The 17,723-nt window shown below is 49.0% G+C and carries 19 protein-coding genes; 10 read left to right on the top strand and 9 right to left on the bottom strand.

From position 1 onward, the window contains the following. Positions 1 to 993 (top strand): PTS glucitol/sorbitol transporter subunit IIB, encoded by a 993-nt coding sequence (srlE, locus tag HNQ47_RS05185; protein ID WP_183328248.1) that lies wholly within the window; start codon positions 1 to 3, stop codon positions 991 to 993. 64 nt (positions 994 to 1,057) lie between these two features. Here the strand turns inward: srlE and HNQ47_RS05180 are convergent, their stop codons facing one another. Together HNQ47_RS05180 and HNQ47_RS05175 are read right to left on the bottom strand one after the other, a co-directional pair. After that, entirely contained in the window at positions 1,058 to 1,447 is a 390-nt protein-coding gene (locus HNQ47_RS05180; RefSeq protein ID WP_183328245.1) for an SHOCT domain-containing protein, read from the bottom strand. After that, positions 1,447 to 1,929 (bottom strand): flavin reductase, encoded by a 483-nt coding sequence (locus tag HNQ47_RS05175; protein WP_183328243.1) that lies wholly within the window; start codon positions 1,927 to 1,929, stop codon positions 1,447 to 1,449. The genes HNQ47_RS05180 and HNQ47_RS05175 overlap by 1 nt, the downstream gene beginning before the upstream one ends. 104 nt (positions 1,930 to 2,033) lie before the next feature. Here HNQ47_RS05175 and HNQ47_RS05170 point away from each other — a divergent pair, with 104 nt between their 5' ends. Continuing rightward, positions 2,034 to 2,246, top strand: a complete 213-nt coding sequence (locus HNQ47_RS05170; protein ID WP_183328241.1) for a hypothetical protein — start codon at positions 2,034 to 2,036, stop codon at positions 2,244 to 2,246. Positions 2,247 to 2,256: 10 nt separating this feature from the next. On the opposite strand, the gene HNQ47_RS05165 is transcribed toward HNQ47_RS05170, so the two are convergent. Continuing rightward, positions 2,257 to 3,087 carry a pyridoxamine kinase gene (locus HNQ47_RS05165; protein WP_183328239.1) on the bottom strand — a complete coding sequence of 277 codons (831 nt, stop codon included), beginning with the start codon at positions 3,085 to 3,087 and terminating at the stop codon, positions 2,257 to 2,259. An 84-nt stretch (positions 3,088 to 3,171) separates the two neighbouring features. Here HNQ47_RS05165 and HNQ47_RS05160 point away from each other — a divergent pair, with 84 nt between their 5' ends. After that, complete coding sequence (locus tag HNQ47_RS05160; protein ID WP_183328237.1) at positions 3,172 to 3,954, top strand: PhzF family phenazine biosynthesis protein; 783 nt, start codon at positions 3,172 to 3,174, stop codon at positions 3,952 to 3,954. Between the two features lie 27 nt (positions 3,955 to 3,981). Here the strand turns inward: HNQ47_RS05160 and HNQ47_RS05155 are convergent, their stop codons facing one another. Genes HNQ47_RS05155 through HNQ47_RS05145 form a run of 3 tightly spaced genes read right to left on the bottom strand, consistent with a single transcriptional unit; the run spans position 3,982 to position 6,944 of the window. Continuing rightward, positions 3,982 to 4,815, bottom strand: a complete 834-nt coding sequence (locus HNQ47_RS05155; RefSeq protein ID WP_183328236.1) for a transporter substrate-binding domain-containing protein — start codon at positions 4,813 to 4,815, stop codon at positions 3,982 to 3,984. Beyond that, positions 4,808 to 6,094 carry a dicarboxylate/amino acid:cation symporter gene (locus HNQ47_RS05150; RefSeq protein WP_183328234.1) on the bottom strand — a complete coding sequence of 429 codons (1,287 nt, stop codon included), beginning with the start codon at positions 6,092 to 6,094 and terminating at the stop codon, positions 4,808 to 4,810. Before HNQ47_RS05150 ends, HNQ47_RS05155 begins: the two co-directional genes overlap by 8 nt. Further along, positions 6,087 to 6,944 (bottom strand): SDR family oxidoreductase, encoded by an 858-nt coding sequence (locus HNQ47_RS05145; protein WP_183328232.1) that lies wholly within the window; start codon positions 6,942 to 6,944, stop codon positions 6,087 to 6,089. The genes HNQ47_RS05150 and HNQ47_RS05145 overlap by 8 nt, the downstream gene beginning before the upstream one ends. A gap of 159 nt (positions 6,945 to 7,103) precedes the next feature. Between HNQ47_RS05145 and HNQ47_RS05140 the strand changes: the two genes are divergently transcribed. Together HNQ47_RS05140 and HNQ47_RS05135 are read left to right on the top strand one after the other, a co-directional pair. After that, complete coding sequence (locus tag HNQ47_RS05140) at positions 7,104 to 8,168, top strand: endonuclease/exonuclease/phosphatase family protein (RefSeq protein WP_221248032.1); 1,065 nt, start codon at positions 7,104 to 7,106, stop codon at positions 8,166 to 8,168. 59 nt (positions 8,169 to 8,227) lie between these two features. Beyond that, on the top strand, positions 8,228 to 9,169 hold the full coding sequence (locus HNQ47_RS05135; protein ID WP_183328230.1) for a serine O-acetyltransferase: 942 nt from the start codon (positions 8,228 to 8,230) through the stop codon (positions 9,167 to 9,169). Between the two features lie 283 nt (positions 9,170 to 9,452). On the opposite strand, the gene HNQ47_RS05130 is transcribed toward HNQ47_RS05135, so the two are convergent. Then, positions 9,453 to 10,007 carry an alpha/beta hydrolase gene (locus HNQ47_RS05130; protein ID WP_183328228.1) on the bottom strand — a complete coding sequence of 185 codons (555 nt, stop codon included), beginning with the start codon at positions 10,005 to 10,007 and terminating at the stop codon, positions 9,453 to 9,455. Between the two features lie 53 nt (positions 10,008 to 10,060). Between HNQ47_RS05130 and HNQ47_RS05125 the strand changes: the two genes are divergently transcribed. Genes HNQ47_RS05125 through HNQ47_RS05105 form a run of 5 tightly spaced genes read left to right on the top strand, consistent with a single transcriptional unit; the run spans position 10,061 to position 14,244 of the window. Beyond that, positions 10,061 to 10,819 (top strand): HD domain-containing protein, encoded by a 759-nt coding sequence (locus HNQ47_RS05125; protein WP_183328226.1) that lies wholly within the window; start codon positions 10,061 to 10,063, stop codon positions 10,817 to 10,819. Then, on the top strand, positions 10,813 to 11,730 hold the full coding sequence (locus HNQ47_RS05120) for a patatin-like phospholipase family protein (protein WP_183328224.1): 918 nt from the start codon (positions 10,813 to 10,815) through the stop codon (positions 11,728 to 11,730). The genes HNQ47_RS05125 and HNQ47_RS05120 overlap by 7 nt, the downstream gene beginning before the upstream one ends. Beyond that, positions 11,727 to 12,197 (top strand): GNAT family N-acetyltransferase, encoded by a 471-nt coding sequence (locus tag HNQ47_RS05115; RefSeq protein ID WP_183328222.1) that lies wholly within the window; start codon positions 11,727 to 11,729, stop codon positions 12,195 to 12,197. Before HNQ47_RS05120 ends, HNQ47_RS05115 begins: the two co-directional genes overlap by 4 nt. Next, positions 12,198 to 13,553 carry an MATE family efflux transporter gene (locus tag HNQ47_RS05110; protein ID WP_183328220.1) on the top strand — a complete coding sequence of 452 codons (1,356 nt, stop codon included), beginning with the start codon at positions 12,198 to 12,200 and terminating at the stop codon, positions 13,551 to 13,553. Then, on the top strand, positions 13,543 to 14,244 hold the full coding sequence (locus HNQ47_RS05105) for an HAD family hydrolase (RefSeq protein ID WP_183328218.1): 702 nt from the start codon (positions 13,543 to 13,545) through the stop codon (positions 14,242 to 14,244). The genes HNQ47_RS05110 and HNQ47_RS05105 overlap by 11 nt, the downstream gene beginning before the upstream one ends. A 22-nt stretch (positions 14,245 to 14,266) precedes the next feature. Here HNQ47_RS05105 and HNQ47_RS05100 read toward each other — a convergent pair whose 3' ends face one another. Continuing rightward, entirely contained in the window at positions 14,267 to 15,295 is a 1,029-nt protein-coding gene (locus HNQ47_RS05100; RefSeq protein ID WP_183328216.1) for a 3-deoxy-7-phosphoheptulonate synthase, read from the bottom strand. A 49-nt stretch (positions 15,296 to 15,344) separates the two neighbouring features. Beyond that, positions 15,345 to 17,723: a homocysteine S-methyltransferase family protein gene (locus HNQ47_RS05095; protein ID WP_183328214.1), complete on the bottom strand. Its 2,379-nt coding sequence runs from the start codon at positions 17,721 to 17,723 to the stop codon at positions 15,345 to 15,347.

The following is a 17,723-nucleotide window of genomic DNA, read 5'->3' as shown; positions in this document are numbered from 1 at the left end:
ATGGCTTACAGAAATATCAAAATTACCAAGGGTGCAGATGGATTCGGCGGACCGCTGATCATCGAACCAACAGAAACACGAAATAAAGTCCTGTGTGTAACCGGACAGACCATCAGCCCGGTCGCTAAGAAGATCGCCGAAATGACTGGATGTGAATTAGTGGATGGTTTCTCGACCACGGTGCCGGATGAACAAGTCGCGGTTGCGGTCGTGAACTGCGGCGGCACCGCTCGCTGCGGTGTCTATCCGAGAAAGAAAATTTTGACAGTCAATGTTGAGCCGGTCGGTGCAGTCGGTCCGCTGGCTCAATATATCACACCAGATCTTTATGTATCGGATGTAAAAGAATCCAATTTGTCTTATACCGATGAATCAGCAGCATCTGCTGCAACGGTTTCGGCAGACAATCAGCCGAAGACCAAGGAAGAAGCAAAACAAGAAGTGGCTGCGGCACAGGAAGGCCAGAAACAAAACCTGGTGACCCGTATCGGTGTCGGTGTCGGCCACGTCGTCAATAAATTCTTCGCAGCCGGCCGTGATTCCATCGACATGGTCATCCGCAACATCCTGCCGTTCATGGCTTTTACTTCCACGTTGTTGGGAATCATTCAGGCCAGCGGTTTAGGAAACGTCATTGCCAACACGATCAGTCCGTTTTGTTCCACATTACCGGGCATGATCCTGATTTCCTTCATCTGCGGTCTGCCGTTCCTGAGCCCGATCCTGGGTCCAGGTGCCGTCATCGCACAGGTCGTCGGAACCTTGTTGGGTGCTGAAATTGCCAAAGGAAATATTCCTGCCCAGTATGCATTGCCGGCCTTGTTTGCGATCAATGCACAGGTAGGATGCGATTTTATTCCTGTCGGTTTATCTTTAGCGGAAGCAGAACCGGAAACCATCGAGATGGGTGTTCCGGCGGTCTTGTACAGCCGTGTCATCACCGGTCCGCTGGCAGTTGTCGTTGCTTATTTGTTCAGCTTTGGATTGTTCTAAAACTTCTGCCCGCCGTTCGGCGGGTTTTTTCTATGAAAAAAAGAGACACTTCTTTGTGTCTCCTTTATAAATTTAACAATTGTTTTTTCTTTGCCTCGAATTCCTCTTGGGTCAGGATGCCTTCATCAAGCAGTGCTTTAAGCTGTTTCAGTTCTTCGACCGGCAGTCCGGATGAAACAGGCTGTGCCTTTTTCGGCGGATTTTTTTTGATCCGTTTGAAATCCTGAATGGCTTCGCGGATGCTGTCGCGGCTGAATGTGCTGTACGGGACATCTTTGTATTTTCCATTCGTAAATAGCACTTTGATGACGCCGAACGAGCCGAGAAACGGATGATAGGAAATATTGATATCCCTGATTTGGTCATACATATAGACCGTATCGTTGACCATCAGCCGGTCATCGAGAAAACGCAATGTCGGAACTTTGCCGACCCCTTTGATTTTATAGTCCATCAGCGATCCTCCTCGATGAGATCGGTCACTTCACCGATGAACAGATAATGCACATCGTGATCGCTGTAATACTGTTCCTGCACAGCTTTCGGCATCGCATCCAGATCCATGAACTGGCAGTACATCTTTTTGCAGACCAATGTCGTTTCTGCCTGTTCAAAAGTGACCGCATTACCGATCGCTTTGGGTTTCAGTTTGGTCAATGCGATCTTATCGCCGTCACGGCCCGATCTTGAGCCAAGAATGCCGAGATCTTTCTTATATTGTTCCGGGAAAAAACTGATGGTAAAGGTATCATAGCTATTCATAAACTCCAATGTATACCGGCTTTGACGGACATAAACGGTTACGGCCGGTTTGCCCCAAATGGTGCCCATGGCGCCCCAGCTGACGGTCATCGTATTGAAATGATCGGGCGTACCGGCTGTCAGCAGAGCCCAGCCCTGATCAAATTTTTGAAAAATATCCACTTGATAATTCATCCTAAAGACTCCTTTATTTATTAGTATAATCTTGTTTATAAATGCTTTCAATTGGATTTCTTCAGGCAATGGTTTTATACTGAAATCAGAAAGAAGATGATCCTATGAAAAGCATTCTCATCAAAGATACGACCCGCGAAGAGCGGATGGAGATCATCCGCGAAAGTATGAACAGCTGCGGCACCAGCTGTGAGAATTGTTCATCCTGCTGGCTGGGCGGCGGATCGCCGGATCAGATCTATAAAGACTACATCGACGGCAAAAAAGAAATTTCTGAGATCAATGCAGAATATTTTGCCAACTATATTCACGGATAGAGCTGCGGCTCTATTTTAATTTGGTCAAAAATTCCTCGAAACAGACACCGTCTTCCTTGGGGATCCCCAATTCGTCCGAACGGATCAGACAGCGTTTCAAAAAGCGGGCTGCTTTGCGGACGGAGGATTCAAAATCAATACCGCGCACGGCATCCGCAATTAATATACTGGCGAAGACATCGCCGGTCCCGGAGCGGGAGATCCCGATCCGATGGGAACGAACCACTTTAAAAATGTCATCATAGGAACAGATGTTGGCGACAAACTGTCCCTGCGGAATACCAGTGATCACAATTTTTTCCGGTCCAAAACGGTGCAGTTTTTCGGTCAGCTGATGCAGTTCTTTGATGCGCCAGCTGCCTGTATGATACGGCGTATCGGTCAGGAAACAGGCTTCGGTCAGATTCGGTGTGATCAAGTCGGCCTTGGTCAGCAAATGTCTCATGGCCTGGCACATTTCCGGCGAATAACTGTCGTAAAACTGACCGCCGTCGGCCATGACTGGGTCCACTTCCACGATGGTATCTTTCCTTTTGAAATCATCGATGAATTGTTCCGTGATCGTAAATTGGCGCAGTGAACTTAAGTAACCGGTGGCAATACCCGAAAACTGCAGGTCCAGCAGCTTCCATTCTTCGATGTACGGTTCCATCGAATCGGTCATATCCTGCAGGAAATAACGATCGTAGGCGGTATGATTGGAAAGGACCGAGGTCGGGATCGGACAGCACTGCACGTGCATCGCTGAAATGATCGGGATCTCAACGGTCAGCGAGCAGCGGCCGAAGCCGGTAAAATCATTGATGACGGCGATCTTTTTTTGTTTATTGTGGTCTGACATAGGAACAATATACCATAAATTCGGGCGGAAACGGAAATTTACTGCGATCCTGCTTTATAATAAAGTAAGCATAGGAGGAAGAAAATGAAACAATATATTGTCGATGCGTTCACGAAGCATGTGTTCAGCGGCAATCCGGCTGCCATCTGTATCCTGGATCATGAACTGTCCGATGATCTGATGCAGAAGATGGCCATTGAAAACAACTTATCAGAAACTGCGTTTGCGCTGCTGCAGGGAGAGGACTATCAGCTGCGCTGGTTTACACCGGGCGGGGAAATTGATCTGTGCGGACATGCGACGCTGGCTTCTGCCTACGTGATCCTGCATTTTCTCGATCCGGAACGAACGGAAGTCCGTTTTCATACGAAAAGCGGGGTGTTGACGGTCAAACAGGAAGGAGAACTATTTGCGATGGATCTTCCATCTTTTCCGATGCATCCGATTGAAGTCACAGATCAAATCGTACAGGCCATTGGTATTTGTCCGCAGGCGGCCTATCTAGGCGAAGATATGGTCTGCGTCCTGAAGGATGAAGCAGAAGTCCGCCGTGTGATCCCGGATCTGGATGTGATCCGGCAGCTGGATGGAACCACGTTCAATGTGACCGCCCGGGGCGATCAATATGACTGTGTGACTCGTTCTTTTGCGCCAAAATGCGGGGTCGCAGAAGATCCGGTCTGCGGCCGGGCCCACTGCCATGTGATTCCGTATTGGGCAGATCAGCTGCAGAAAAAAGAACTGAAGGCCTATCAGGCCTCGGCCCGCGGCGGTGAACTTTACTGCCGGCAGGAAGGAGAGCGTACCATTCTGCGCGGTCATGCTGTTTTGTATGCCGAAGCCGACATACATCTTGAAGATCAATAAAAAAACAGATGTTTTTCAACATCTGTTTTAATTTTCGATCGCATAATTGATGACTTCGATCAATGCGCGGTTTTTCGGCAGCACGGCAGCACCGTAATCCTGCGGGGCATACCGATCATTTAATATGGTCAGTGAATCATCAACATAACCTTCCAGAATACTGACATCGACACACATCGCATCGATTTCTCCGCTGACCAGCGCTTCTTTCAATTCATCATAAGAATCGTATTCCATGAAGATCGGTGAAATCGATAAAGAGGCATGATTATTGATATAATTCAGCGTGGCCTTTCTGGCCGTAGAATGTTTTGCTGTACCGATGATCTTGCCGTCCAGATCTGCCAGGCTTTGGATGCCGGAAGATCCCAGCGATTCATTATCTGTTTCGGTCTTGCGAACCATCAAACCGATATAGTCTTTATAATAACTTTCTGACAGCGCAAATTTTTTCTTACGGCTCGCTGTGATGGTATAAGTGGCCATCAGGCAGTCGATATCACCGTTCTTTAATTTGGTTTCCCGATTTGCGACCGTAACAGGCTCAAAATGGACATAACCTTTGGATTCGGCTTCTTTCGCGGAACAGTCAAAGATCAACCCGGCAATTTTATAAGCCAATTCGATTTCGACCCCGCTGTACGTCTGCGTTGTTTCATCGTAATCACTCAGTCCAGGAACATCGGTTTTTACACCGACGATCAGATAACCGCGTTCCTGAATGTCATCGATGATCTTAGCAGACGGCAGGGTGAAAGTCTTTTTTTCTTTTTCTTCGTGCTTGCTTGTTTGTGTTGTTGAAGCGGAACAGCCGCAGAACAAACATAGACAAAGCAGACCGGCTAAGAGTTTTCTAAACATCTTTTTTCACCAGACTCATGTCGTTGAACACTTTCTTGTTCAGATCGCCGTTCTGGAAGGCAACGACACACGTACATACAGCATCGCCGGTGATATTGACGGCGGTCCGCAGCATATCCAGGATCCGGTCAACACCCATGATCAACGTGATGGCTTCAACCGGCAGTCCGACGGCGGAGAAGACCATGGTCAACGTGATCAAACCGACCGACGGCACGCCGGCGGTACCGATCGATGCCAGTGTGGCGGTCGCAATAACGGTCAGATAGCCCTGGATACCTAAATTCATCCCATAGGCCTGTGCGGCAAAGACGACGGCAACGCCTTGCATAATGGCGGTTCCATCCATATTGATGGTTGCACCCAGCGGGATCGTAAAAGAAGAGATCCGGCGGGAGACACCCATTTTTTCTTCCAATGTTTCGATATTCAGCGGAATGGTCGCATTGGATGTCGAAGTGGAAAAGGCAAAAGCCATGACCGGGAAAAATTTCCGGAAAAATTTGATCGGACTCAGACGGGTAAAGGTAAAGAATATGATCATATAGACAACAAAACATTGAATGCCCAGTCCGAGAATGACGTTGCCGATGTATTTCAGCAGCGGCACAAAAGCATCGAAACCTAAGTTCGCAAACGTACGCATGATCATGCAGAAGACACCCAGCGGAGCCAGTCCCATGATCATATTGGTCATTTCCATCATTAAATCGTTGCACTGTGTACAGAAATTGGCAATCAGTTCAGCCCGTTCGCCCATCTTGGCCAGCAGGATGCCGACGATCAGCGCAAAGACGATGACCTGCAGCATCGTGCCTTCAGACAGGGAGTTAAACGGGTTTTCGGGAATGATATTCAAGATCGTGTCGACCATCGAAGTCTGGCTGGCTGTCGATACATCGGATTTTGCGATCGAAGACATATCCAGCCCGACGCCCGGCTTGATCACGGTAGCCAGTGATAAAGCCACGGTGACGGCTACTGCGGTGGTGCAGATATACAGCAGGATGACCTTGCCGCCGACCTTGCCCAGCGTTTTTGTATCGCCGATCGCGGCGGCACCGCAGATCAGTGAAAAGAACACCAGCGGTACGACCAACATACGCATCAGCCGGATAAAGCCGTTGCCGATCACGTAGCAGATGCCGTCGACGATGATCGTATCGCGGATGTAACCTTTCGGCACCCATAGGTTAAAGATTACACCGACTGCCAGACCCACCAGCAAGCTGATAAAAATTTTCGTGGTCAGGGACATTTTTTTACTTTTTTCAGCCATTGCGTTCCTCCTTTAAGATCATATTCATGTAAGACTGTAATGCATCGTGCCAATGCGGCATTTCGTAAAGATTCGTCATTTTCAGCATCAGATTCTCCAACAAGGTCGAACGCGGCTGGTTATTCGGCAGGAAACTGCCTTTGGCCAGGGTCGGATCATAGCCTGCCATGGAAAGAATTGTACGGGCATACTCATGACGGGAACATGTGCCTTCACACGTGATATGGTACAAACCATAATCGTTGGTATTGATCAAAATTTGAATGACTTTGGCCAGCTCGATGCTGCTGGTCGGTGTACTGATCCAGTCGACCGGGGCTTCAAAGGATTCATTTTTTCTGCCCTTGTCCAGGACCCAGTGCAGATAGTCATCTTTGCCGTGGCCGTAGACCCAGGAACTGCGCACGATCACGTGCTTTGGATTCAGTTCGCGGATATATGTTTCGCCGGCATATTTGGATTTGCCGTAGACGGTATCCGGATGCGGCATATCGTATTCGATCCATTTATGCTGCTCAAAACCGGAAAAGACATCATCGGTGGAAAATTGGATGATCTTTGCGTTCATGCGGCGGCTGGCGGTCGCCAGGTTGCGGGCGCCTAAGGCATTTACCTTAAACGCATCGACCATATGGTCTTCGCAGTATCTGGCATCCGATAAAGCGGCGCAGTTGATGATCACATCGGGGCGGTAAAGATCCGCGTAGGATTGGATGGACTTTTGATCCGTGATATCGACATCAAGATCGGTCGCAATGACTTTATTGCTTCGATCTTGGGAGAGCACGCTTTGTAAAGCGGCTCCGAGACGGCCTTCTGCGCCGGTGATCCAGATGGTATTTTTATACATAAGTTGATTCACTCCTCACTCTATATTCTTTATTATGCGGTAAGATGAAAAAAATCGCAATTATTTTCATTATATTGAAAACAATTGAAATAAAACGAATGGATTTGACATGACTTTCGCTTCTTTATTCATGATATGATGGAACAAGAGGTATTCGTGATGAAGAAATTAAAAATCATCGGCGTGATCGTACTGACGATCGTCTGTATTGTTGCAGTCTATGTTGTGTATGTTTTTGCGTCGTACTATCGAGTGGAAGACAATCAGAAACTGAAAATTCATGATCCAGGAAAGAGCGAAACAAAGGCGGGGAAGACGTATCGGATCACGTCAGCCAATATCGGCTTCGGCGCTTACAGTGCAGATTATTCATTTTTTATGGACGGCGGAAAATATTCCCGCGCTTTTTCAAAAACAGCTGTGATCAAGAACATCAACGGCAGTGTCAAGGAAGTGCATGCCATGGAGGCAGATTTTGAGATGTATCAGGAAGTGGATATTGACGGAACGCGCAGTTACCATGTCAATGAATTAGACTTGATCAAAGAAAAGAGCGAAGGCTCATCCTATGTTTATGCGCAGAACTACGACAGTCCGTATTTGTTTTATCCGCTGACCAGTCCGCACGGCAAAAATAAAGCCGGCATCGCAACGTTTTCAAAATTCAAATCGACGTCTGCCGTAAGGCGTTCCCTGCCGATCGAAACCGGCTTTTCGAAATTCTTTGATTTGGATCGGTGCTACATCAAACAGCGTTTTCCGGTCGACAACGGCAAAGAGCTCATCGTTTACAACTTCCATCTATCTGCTTATACGAAAGAAGCCGACACGGCGGATAAACAGTTAAAAATGCTGTTTGGGGATATGGAAAAAGAAGTGAAGAAAGGCAACTATGTGGTCGGCGGCGGCGACTTCAACAAGGACTTGCTTGGGGATTCTTATTCCGTTTTCAAACAAGGCGAAGCATTGGATGACAATTGGGCAAAACCAGTCAATAAAAAGCTCATTCCGGAGGATATTCGTCTGGAAGTACCGTATGATGAAGATGATCCGGTGCCGACGTGCCGCAATGCGAATATGCCGTACAGCGAGGATGATTTTGTGCTCACGATCGATGGATTTATCGTCTCGGATAATGTTACGGTCAAACAGTCTTTTGTCCGGGATACGCAGTTTGCCTATAGTGATCATAATCCGGTCGGCATGGATTTCATTTTGGAATGACACCGTTTCACAAGACAATTCCGACTGAATTTGTTAGAATTGGAGAAGAGGTGGGAATAATGAATGATGTACAATACAAAGAGGTGGAAGATATCGTCAGCTTGTTGATGAACGACTACAATAAAAAACGTTTCATCGACTCCATGACCATTTTCCATCAGCCGGATCATGATAAGGTCGTGGAAATTTGTCATAAACTGCTGCGGATCTTTTTTCCGGGATTTTATCGGGATGAGGTCTACAAGATCTTTAACATGCGGCACACTTTATCCGCATTGATCGAAGACGTCATGTATAATATGCAGAAACAGGTCGGGATCGCACTGCGCAACGACCAGAAATATGCGGATGCTTCCGAAGAAGAAGTCCGCGGACAGGCGAAGGTCATCACGATGCAGTTTTTTGAACGCATTCCGGAAATGCGGACATATATTGACACCGACGTGCAGGCAACGTACGACGGGGATCCGGCAGCCAGCGGCAAGGATGAAATCGTGCTGAGCTATCCAGGTCTGCTGGCAGTAACGATTTACCGTATGGCTCATGTATTGTTTGAATTAAAAGTACCTTTGATCCCGCGCATGATGACGGAATATGCGCATTCGCAGACGGGAATTGATATTAATCCGGGCGCCCGGATCGGTAAGTATTTTATGATCGACCATGGCACCGGCATCGTGATCGGTGCGACCACAGAAATCGGCGATCATGTGAAAGTATATCAGGGCGTTACACTGGGTGCTTTGTCGACCAGTGCCGGCCAAAAGCTCCATGGCGTCAAGCGTCATCCGACCATTGAAGATTATGTGACGATTTATTCCGGAGCGTCGGTTTTAGGCGGCAAAACGGTGATCGGCAATCATTCGATCATTGGATCCAACGTCTTCGTGACTTCGAGCATCAAACCAAATTCACGTGTCACGATCCAGAACCGCAATGTGGACGGCTCCGGGGATGATCAATGTGCCGGCCAGGATGGATCTTGGTTCAGTACGAAATAAAAATAAAAAACCAACCGCTAATAGCACAGAAAAGTATGCAGGAGGACGGTTGGTTTTTCTTATGATAAAGCATCTGCTTTGTCTCCTATATATTAGGAAACCAGTATTGTATAAATATCGAAGGTTCATGTGAAATTATCGCAAAAAATAAAAGCGGAGACTGACCGCTTTTACAAAGAGAGAGAATATATGAGCATTGCTTCTGCCCAGTTTCAAGATACAAAAAACCTATATGTTTTTTATCAAAGATGTATGTGAAATAATGGGAAAGAAAAAGTCCGATTCATTCGGACTCAATGTATTGTTTGACTGTTTTCATGACCGAAGTCAGAATACGCAGATCGCGGATCACATCACCGGTTTCCAATGAGTGGTTCGCTTCCGGGATCGTATACAGCGGCAGATGCCGTTTCTGACATTCTGTCTGGACGGTCTGATTGGATGCCCACGGATCGGCCAGGCCGTGGAAGACGATGCCTTCCGGCTGGATCCATGCGGCAGACAGCTCAACGGGTGTAAAATAAATATGACGGACATTGGGCAGGGCCTTGTTTTTGGCATACAGCCAGCCCACCGCTGTGCCGATGCTTTTTTCGACAAAGAGCAGGGAGTCAAATTCATCCCAATGGATACCGGCCAGCTGGCTTTCACACTGTTTAAAAGCATCCATGATCAGAAGACGTGTCGCTTCAGCACTTTTGTCTGCTGTCTTCTGCAGGCCGCTTAAATGCAGATCAACGGTCTGATATCCGTTTTGGCGGGCAATCTTTTTTGAATAATAAAGCAAGGGTTTATCACAATGATAACCAATGCCGGGAAAAAATACGGCAAGTTTCATACTTTCATTTTAGTGTGCCCGTCACTGGTTGTCAAATGTGGTATAATGACGCCATGACCAGAGCTGAAGTGAACGAAAATTTCCGCCGCTTCATCCAGAAGTACGATACGGCGGATCCGAAGATCCAATTAAAAATTGTGCATACGATGCATGTCGCGGATTTATGCGATACCATCAGCGATTCCCTGCACTTGAATCAGGAAGACCGGGATCTGGCATGGACCATTGGTATGTATCACGATGTCGGACGTTTTGAACAACTGCGGCTTTATCATACGTTTAATGATGCCCAGTCTGTCAATCATGCCCAGCTGGGCGCCTCGCTGCTGCTGCGCGGCGCGTTGGGGCCGGTGGATGCGCTGATCGTAAAAGCCGTTGCGCTGCACAATGTGTATATACTGCCTGAACTGAATGAACGGGAACAACTGTTCTGCGATTTGATCCGGGATGCCGACAAGATCGATATCCTGCGGGTGAACCGGGAATCCTCGGTGGAAACAATTTATGATCTGCCGATGGCAGCTTTCCAACAGTCTTCAATTTCAGAACCGGTGATGAAAGATTTGATGCAGCATCGGACGGTCGATCGAACGCATAGACAAACGGCGATGGATGCGATCGCCGGACATATTTCTTTTATTTTCGGTCTGGTGTACCCGAAAAGTGTACAAATCGTAATGGAACAAGGCTATTTGAGACAGCTGCTGGATTTTCCAAGCGAAAACCCTAAAACAAAGGAACAGCTGCATCAGATCGATCAGGAAATCGATCAATATGTCAAAGAAAAAATAAAGGAGCGTGCCGAATGGTGACAAAGACCTATTTTGCGCTGGATCAGATCCCGACCGGACAAGCCGGCATGACGATCGAGCCAGGCTGCATCGTATTAGAAGGCGGTGCTTTCCGCGGCTTATATACCCAAGGAGTGCTGGATGCTTTGATGCTTGCGGATATCAATTTACAAACGACAATTGGTGTCTCGGCCGGCGCCCTGAGCGGACTGGATTATATGTCCGGGCAGATCGGCCGTTCCGCACGGCTGAATCTAAAATATCGCAGCGATCCGAAATATGTCGGACTGAAGGCCCGGCACGCGAACCACAGTGTGATAGGCTTTGATATGATGTTTTACGGAGAAGCCGAAGAATATGAACCGTTTGACTGGCAGCGTTTCAACGATCCGGCGCGGCAGTTTTATGCGGTCGCGACCAACTGTGATACCGGCCGGCCGGAATATTTTGAAAAAAGTTCAACCAAAAATATTCTGGAAGCGGTGCGGGCATCGGCTTCGATGCCGTTTGTCAGCCGGATGGTGAACATCGACGGTCATGGCTATTTAGACGGCGGCTGTTCGGATAAGATCCCGGTGCAGTGGGCGATTCATCAAGGATTCGAGAAAGTGGTCGTGGTCCGGACCCGGCCGCGCGATTATCGTAAAGCCGTCGATCATCGCGGACATGCGATCATGGACGTGACCTATCGGCATTATCCGGAATTTTTACAGAGCCTGAAACAAAGCAATCAAAATTATAATGACACATGTGATCTGATGGATCAGCTGGAAAGCGAAGGCCATATCTGCGTGATCGCACCCAGTGAACCGGTGCGGATCCAGCGCTTGGAAGCCGATGTCAATAAGCTGGGCGCGTTATATTTTATGGGGCTGCAGGATGGCAAAGGTGCCGTGAAACGAGTAAAAGAGTATTTGGGAGGTAGCGTATGATCCGAGTATTTAACGATGATGATATTTTTGATATGACCCGTATCTGGAATGATGCGGTGCTGGAAAACAATTCCATTCCGCAGACGGAAACCATGAGCGAACAGGAAGCCATGCACTTCTTTTCCGATCAGTATACCGCTGTTTATGAAGAGAACGGCAAGATTGCAGGTTTGTATATTCTGCATCCCAACAATATCGGCCACTGCGGCCATATCGCCAATGCGACCTACGTCGTGGATAAGAAAATGCGCGGCCGTCATATCGGTGAACAGCTCGTCAATGACTGTCTGGTGCAGGCCAAAGAACTGGGATACAGTATTCTGCAGTTCAATGCGGTCGTATGTGAAAATGTACATGCGGTGCATTTGTATGAACGGCTGGGATTTGTGAATTTAGGCCGGATCCCGGGCGGATACCGCAATAAGGAAGGCGATCACGACATCTACGTGATGTACCAGGTGCTGTAAATGGAAGAAAGTAAATTAGGCGTCATGCCGATTCCGAAACTGCTGGCATCCATGTCTTTTCCGATGATGATTTCTTTCTTTATTCAGGCACTCTACAACATCGTCGATTCTATGTTTGTCGCCCAGATCTCGGAACAGGCACTGACGGCTGTTTCCTTGGCTTATCCGATGCAGCAGGTTGCTAATGCGATCGCTGTCGGTCTGGGAGTAGGTATGAGTGCCTTGATGCCGCGGTTTGCCGGAACGGGCAATATGGACAAGGCAAATCGGACGGCGCATGTCGGGATCTTTCTGAACATGATCTTCTATTTGATCTTTTTGATTTTAGGACTGACTGCCGTTCATGCGATTTATGCATTCCAGACGGACGTGGAGGAAATAGTCAATTTAGGAACGATCTATTTAACGATCTGCTGGTGCGTATCGATCGGTGTCTTCAGCGGACAGTACTTCGAGAAAATGTTGGTGGCAAACGGCAATGCGATGTATGCGATGATCGCACAGGCATCGGGAGCCGTCTTCAATATTGTTTTTGATCCGCTGCTGATCTTCGGCATCGGTCCATTTCCGCAGCTGGGAATTGCCGGTGCCGCCTGGGCAACCGTTATGGGACAAATTGTCGGCGCTTTGGTCGGCATTACCATGAATATGAGAAAAAATACCTGGGTCCATTTTCGTTTGAAGGACATTCATTACGATCATGAGATTGCCGGTCAGATTTTTCAGATCGGTCTGCCGAGCATGATCACGATTGGTCTGAATTCGCTGACGTCCTTCTTTGTCAATATCATTTTGTTAGGATACAGTACGACGGCCGCTGCTGTCTATGGTATTTGGATCAAGCTGCAGAACTTCTGCTTCATGCCGCTGTTCGGACTGAATAATGGCATGATCCCGATCTTATCCTATAATCAGGCGCAGAATAAAATTGACCGTGTCCGCACGACCAATCGGCTGGCAACAGTGTTTGCGCTGATCTGGATGATCATTCTGACCGTTGTGCTCGAACTGTATCCGGGCAGTGTGCTGCACTTGTTCAACGCCTCGGATCATATGATGGCCATCGGTCTGCCGGCCATGCGCTGCTGCGTTGCTTCATTGATCTTCGGCGGTATCTGCATTGTCCGTTCGACGATGATGCAGGCTTTGGATCATGCACAATATACATTGATCTTGAATATTCTGCGGCAGTTTGTGATCATCGTCAGCGCATTTTATATCTTGTCAAAAATGACCGATCAGCTGGCGCTGGTATGGCTGGCCGTACCGATCACGGAAGTGATCTGCTTCGTTATTGCGGCCATTTTCTACCGCCGGATGGTCAATGACCTGGAAAGGGGCACAAATGAACTATAAAGCATATATCTTCGATATGGACGGCACGGTCCTGGATACGGTGACGGATCTGACAACAGCCTTGAACTATACCATGGAAAAACACGGCCGCCGTCATAATTATACAGATCATGATACGAAAGAATTTTTCGGCAGCGGTGTCGTGGTCGCTCTGACACGGGCCGTTGCTTATGAAGCAGGCCTGCCGAAAAGCGAATTGGTCAAAGTCGGCACACCGGATGATCCGGTCTCCGCGAAGATCGATCCTGGCCTGATCCAGGAACTAAAAGTGACCTACCAGCCTTATTACGAACTGCACTGCCGCGATCATACCAAGCCGTATGCCGGCATCGTACCGATGATCCAAACGATGAAGCAGGCCGGCGTCCGGACAGCCGTTGTCTCCAATAAACCGGATGGCGCGGTACAGAAATTGTGTGAACAGCACTTTGCGGGGGTCTTTGACTTTGCGCTGGGACAGAAAGATGAAATCCGGCGCAAGCCGGCACCGGATATGTTGGAAAAATGTCTGGAAGTTCTTCAAGTGGACCGCCGCGAATGCGTCTATATTGGCGATTCGGAAATTGATATTCAGACAGCGGCCAATTGTGCGATGGACTGCATCAGTGTGACTTGGGGCTTCCGCAGCCGCACCTTTTTACAAGCCCACGGCGCTTCCCATATTGTGTCCGATCCTTCTGAAATCAAATAAAAAAGCGTCTTGGACGCTTTTTTTATACATTTTCAGCAATTTCGTAAATCAAAGCCTCGCTGTCTTCCCAGCCCAGACACGGATCGGTAATGGACTTGCCGAAGACACCGTCGCCGATCTTCTGGCTGCCGGGCTGCAGATAACTTTCGATCATCAAACCTTTGACCAGGGACCGGATATCCTGCGAATATTTACGGCTGTACAAGATCTCACGGGTGATGCGGATCTGTTCCAGATACTGCTTGCCGGAATTACTATGGTTGCAGTCGACGATACAAGCCGGATTTTTCAGATCGAATTCATGATACATATCGCATAATAAATTCAGATCTTCATAATGATAGTTCGGGATGTTTTTGCCATGCTTGCTGACGGAGCCGCGTAAGATGGCATGTGCTAACGGGTTTCCGGATGTACGCACATCCCAGCCGCGGTAGATAAACTGCTGCTTGGCCTGTGCGGCAACGATGCTGTTGAGCATGACCCTAAAATCGCCGGAAGTTGGATTTTTCATGCCGCAGGCGCCTTCGACCCCGCTGGCCACCAGACGATGCTGCTGGTCTTCGACCGAACGGGCACCGACCGCATTGTATGACAGGACGTCATTCAGATACCAGTGGTTTTCCGGATATAACATTTCATCGGCTGCCGACATTCCTGTCTTTTTGATCACATCGATGTGCATCTTGCGGATCGCAACGATGCCGGCCAATAAATCGGCTCCTTTTTCCGGATCCGGCTGATGAAGCATGCCTTTATAGCCGATTCCCGTGGTCCGCGGTTTGTTCGTATAAACACGCGGAATGATCAGGATCTTGTCTTTGACACGGTCCTGTACATTGATCAGACGGGTGACGTATTCGAGCACCGCATCTTCATTGTCGGCCGAACACGGGCCGATGATCAGCAGGAATTTATTGGACCTGCCGGTCAGAATGTCCGCTATTTCTTGATCGCGGGCTGCCTTGATTTTTGCCAGTTCATCTGGTATCGGATATTTTGCTTTGATTTCCCGAGGTTTGGGAAGTTGTTTATTAAATTGGAAGCTCATTGTTCTGCTCTCTTTCTACCTCCAAGTATAGTACAATTCTAAGACAGACTCAATTGTCGGCCCCGAATACCTGGTCGGCATACCGTACAGTTGCCATTGCATCTTTCGCATAGGCATCGGCATGGATCATTTCGGCATATTCTTCCGTCAGCACCGCACCGCCGACCACGACCTTGGTATCAGGCTTTACGGTATGGAGCATCTTGATCGTTTCTTCCATGCTGACGACCGTCGTGGTCATCAGCGCACTTAATCCGACCAGCTTGATCTGCTGATCGACAGCTGTCTGCACGATGGTCTCCGGCGGGACGTCTTTGCCCAGATCGATGACTTCGTAGCCATAGTTTTCTAACATAACTTTGACGATGTTCTTGCCGATATCGTGAATATCTCCTTTCACGGTCGCCAGAATGACTTTGCCCTTGGTTTCGCGCGGCTGGCCGGCCATGGATTCTTTGATGACCGCAAAGGCCGCTTTTGCGGCCTCCGCTGCCATCAATAACTGCGGCAGGAAGATCGTACCTTTTTCAAATCCTTTTCCGACCAGATCCAGGGCCGGGATCATTTCTTCATTGATCAGTGTCAGTCCATCGGTCGTTGCCAGTTTGCTGCGGGTCGCTTCCGCGGCTTGTTCTGCCAGCCCTTTCTGAATGCATTGCGAAAGGGTATAAGCAGTTTTGGTCTGTACCGGCGGGGCGGTTTCCTGCTCGCTGTAGGCCTGAATATATTGAAGGCAATTTTCATCTAGATCCATCAAAGCCATATAGGCACGGACCGATTTCATCATTTCCGCATTGTTCGGATTCATGATCGCACAGGACAGGCCGTCCTGCATGGCAAGCGTCAGAAAATGCGCATTGATGATCTGCCGCTGCGGCAGACCAAAAGAAATATTTGAAACACCGAGGATCGAATGACCCTGCAGCTCATCCCGCACCCGCCGGATCGTTTCCAGAGTGATCAATGCCGAGCGGCTGTCCGAAGAGACCGTCATGGCCAGTCCGTCGATCACAATATCCTCCGGAGCAATGCCGTATTCGGCTGCTTTTGCGTAGATCTTTTTAGCGATGGCGATCCGGCCGTCGGCTGAATCCGGGATCCCGTTTTCATCCAACGCCAGACCGACGCAGACGCCGCCGTATTTTTTGATCAGTGGGAATACGGCTGCCATGGATTCGGCTTTCCCGTTGACAGAGTTGATCATCGGTTTGCCGTTGTAAAGCCGCATGCCGCGTTCCAGTGCTTCCGGATCGGAAGAATCCAGCTGCAGCGGCAGCGTCGTCACACTTTGCAGCGCCGTGGTCACTTCCGCCATCATGGCTGGTTCATCCAGTTCCGGCAGGCCGATGTTGACATCCAGCACATCGGCTCCGGCCTCTTCCTGGGCCAAGCCTTGTTGGAGGATATAATTCAGATCGTGTTCACGCAGGGCCTGCTTCAAACGTTTTTTGCCGGTTGGATTGATGCGCTCGCCGATCAATAAAGGCTTCGGCCCAATTTCTGCCAGCTGGCTGCCGGAGCAGATGACCGCGCGATGTTTTGGTTCGATGGGTCTGAACGGGACGTGCTTTAAGACCAGTTCCCGGGCCCGTTTGATGTAGTCCGGCGTCGTACCGCAGCAGCCGCCGACCACTTGAACGCCCAGCTTGGCAATGTCGACCATGGTCTGAGCGAAATCCTCCGCGCCCAGATCATAGACCGTGCGGCCTTTGATTTGCTTCGGCAGGCCGGCATTGGGATTGACGATGACCGGAACAGAAGCACAAGCTGTCAGGCGTTTGACGATCGGGATCATCTCCTGCGGACCGAATCCGCAGTTGACGCCCACCGCATCCACACCAAGGCCTTCGAGCATGGCGACGACGGTTTCCGGCGTGCCGCCGGTCATCAATTTTCCATTTTCGTTGTAGATATTTGTGATCAGCACCGGCAGGCTGCAGTTTTCTTTTGCGGCCAGGACGGCTGCTTTGGATTCATAGCTGTCGCTCATCGTTTCGATCAGCACCAGATCGGCACCAGCCTGGGCACCGGCCCGGATCGTTTCCGCAAACAATGCTACGGCTTCTTCAAAATCCAGATCGCCCATAGGCTTAAGCAGTTTTCCGGTCGGACCAATGTCCAGCGCAATATACGCATCCTCGCGGCCGGTCCGTTCTTTAGCTTCTTGTGCCAAATGGACCGCTGCAGCGGTCAAGCTTTCGACTTCACCTGGAAATTTTAAGGTATTCAAGCCGAAGGTATTCGTATTGATGATATCGCATCCGGCTTTCAGATAATCTTCATGAAGAGCGCGGATCCGGTCCGGGTGGGTCTGATTCCAACGTTCGGGCAGTTCGCCGCCGGCCAAGCCCAGCGCCTGCAGCGAAGTGCCGGTGCCGCCGTCGCAGAACAGCCATTCTTTTCCTAGTCTTGATCGTAATGATTTCAT

The sequence above is a fragment of the Catenisphaera adipataccumulans genome (genome assembly GCF_014202755.1).
Classification (GTDB): domain Bacteria; phylum Bacillota_I; class Bacilli_A; order Erysipelotrichales; family Erysipelotrichaceae; genus Catenisphaera; species Catenisphaera adipataccumulans.
The sequence above is the reverse complement of the archived record's forward strand: the minus strand, read 5'-3'. Positions and strand labels throughout refer to the sequence as shown.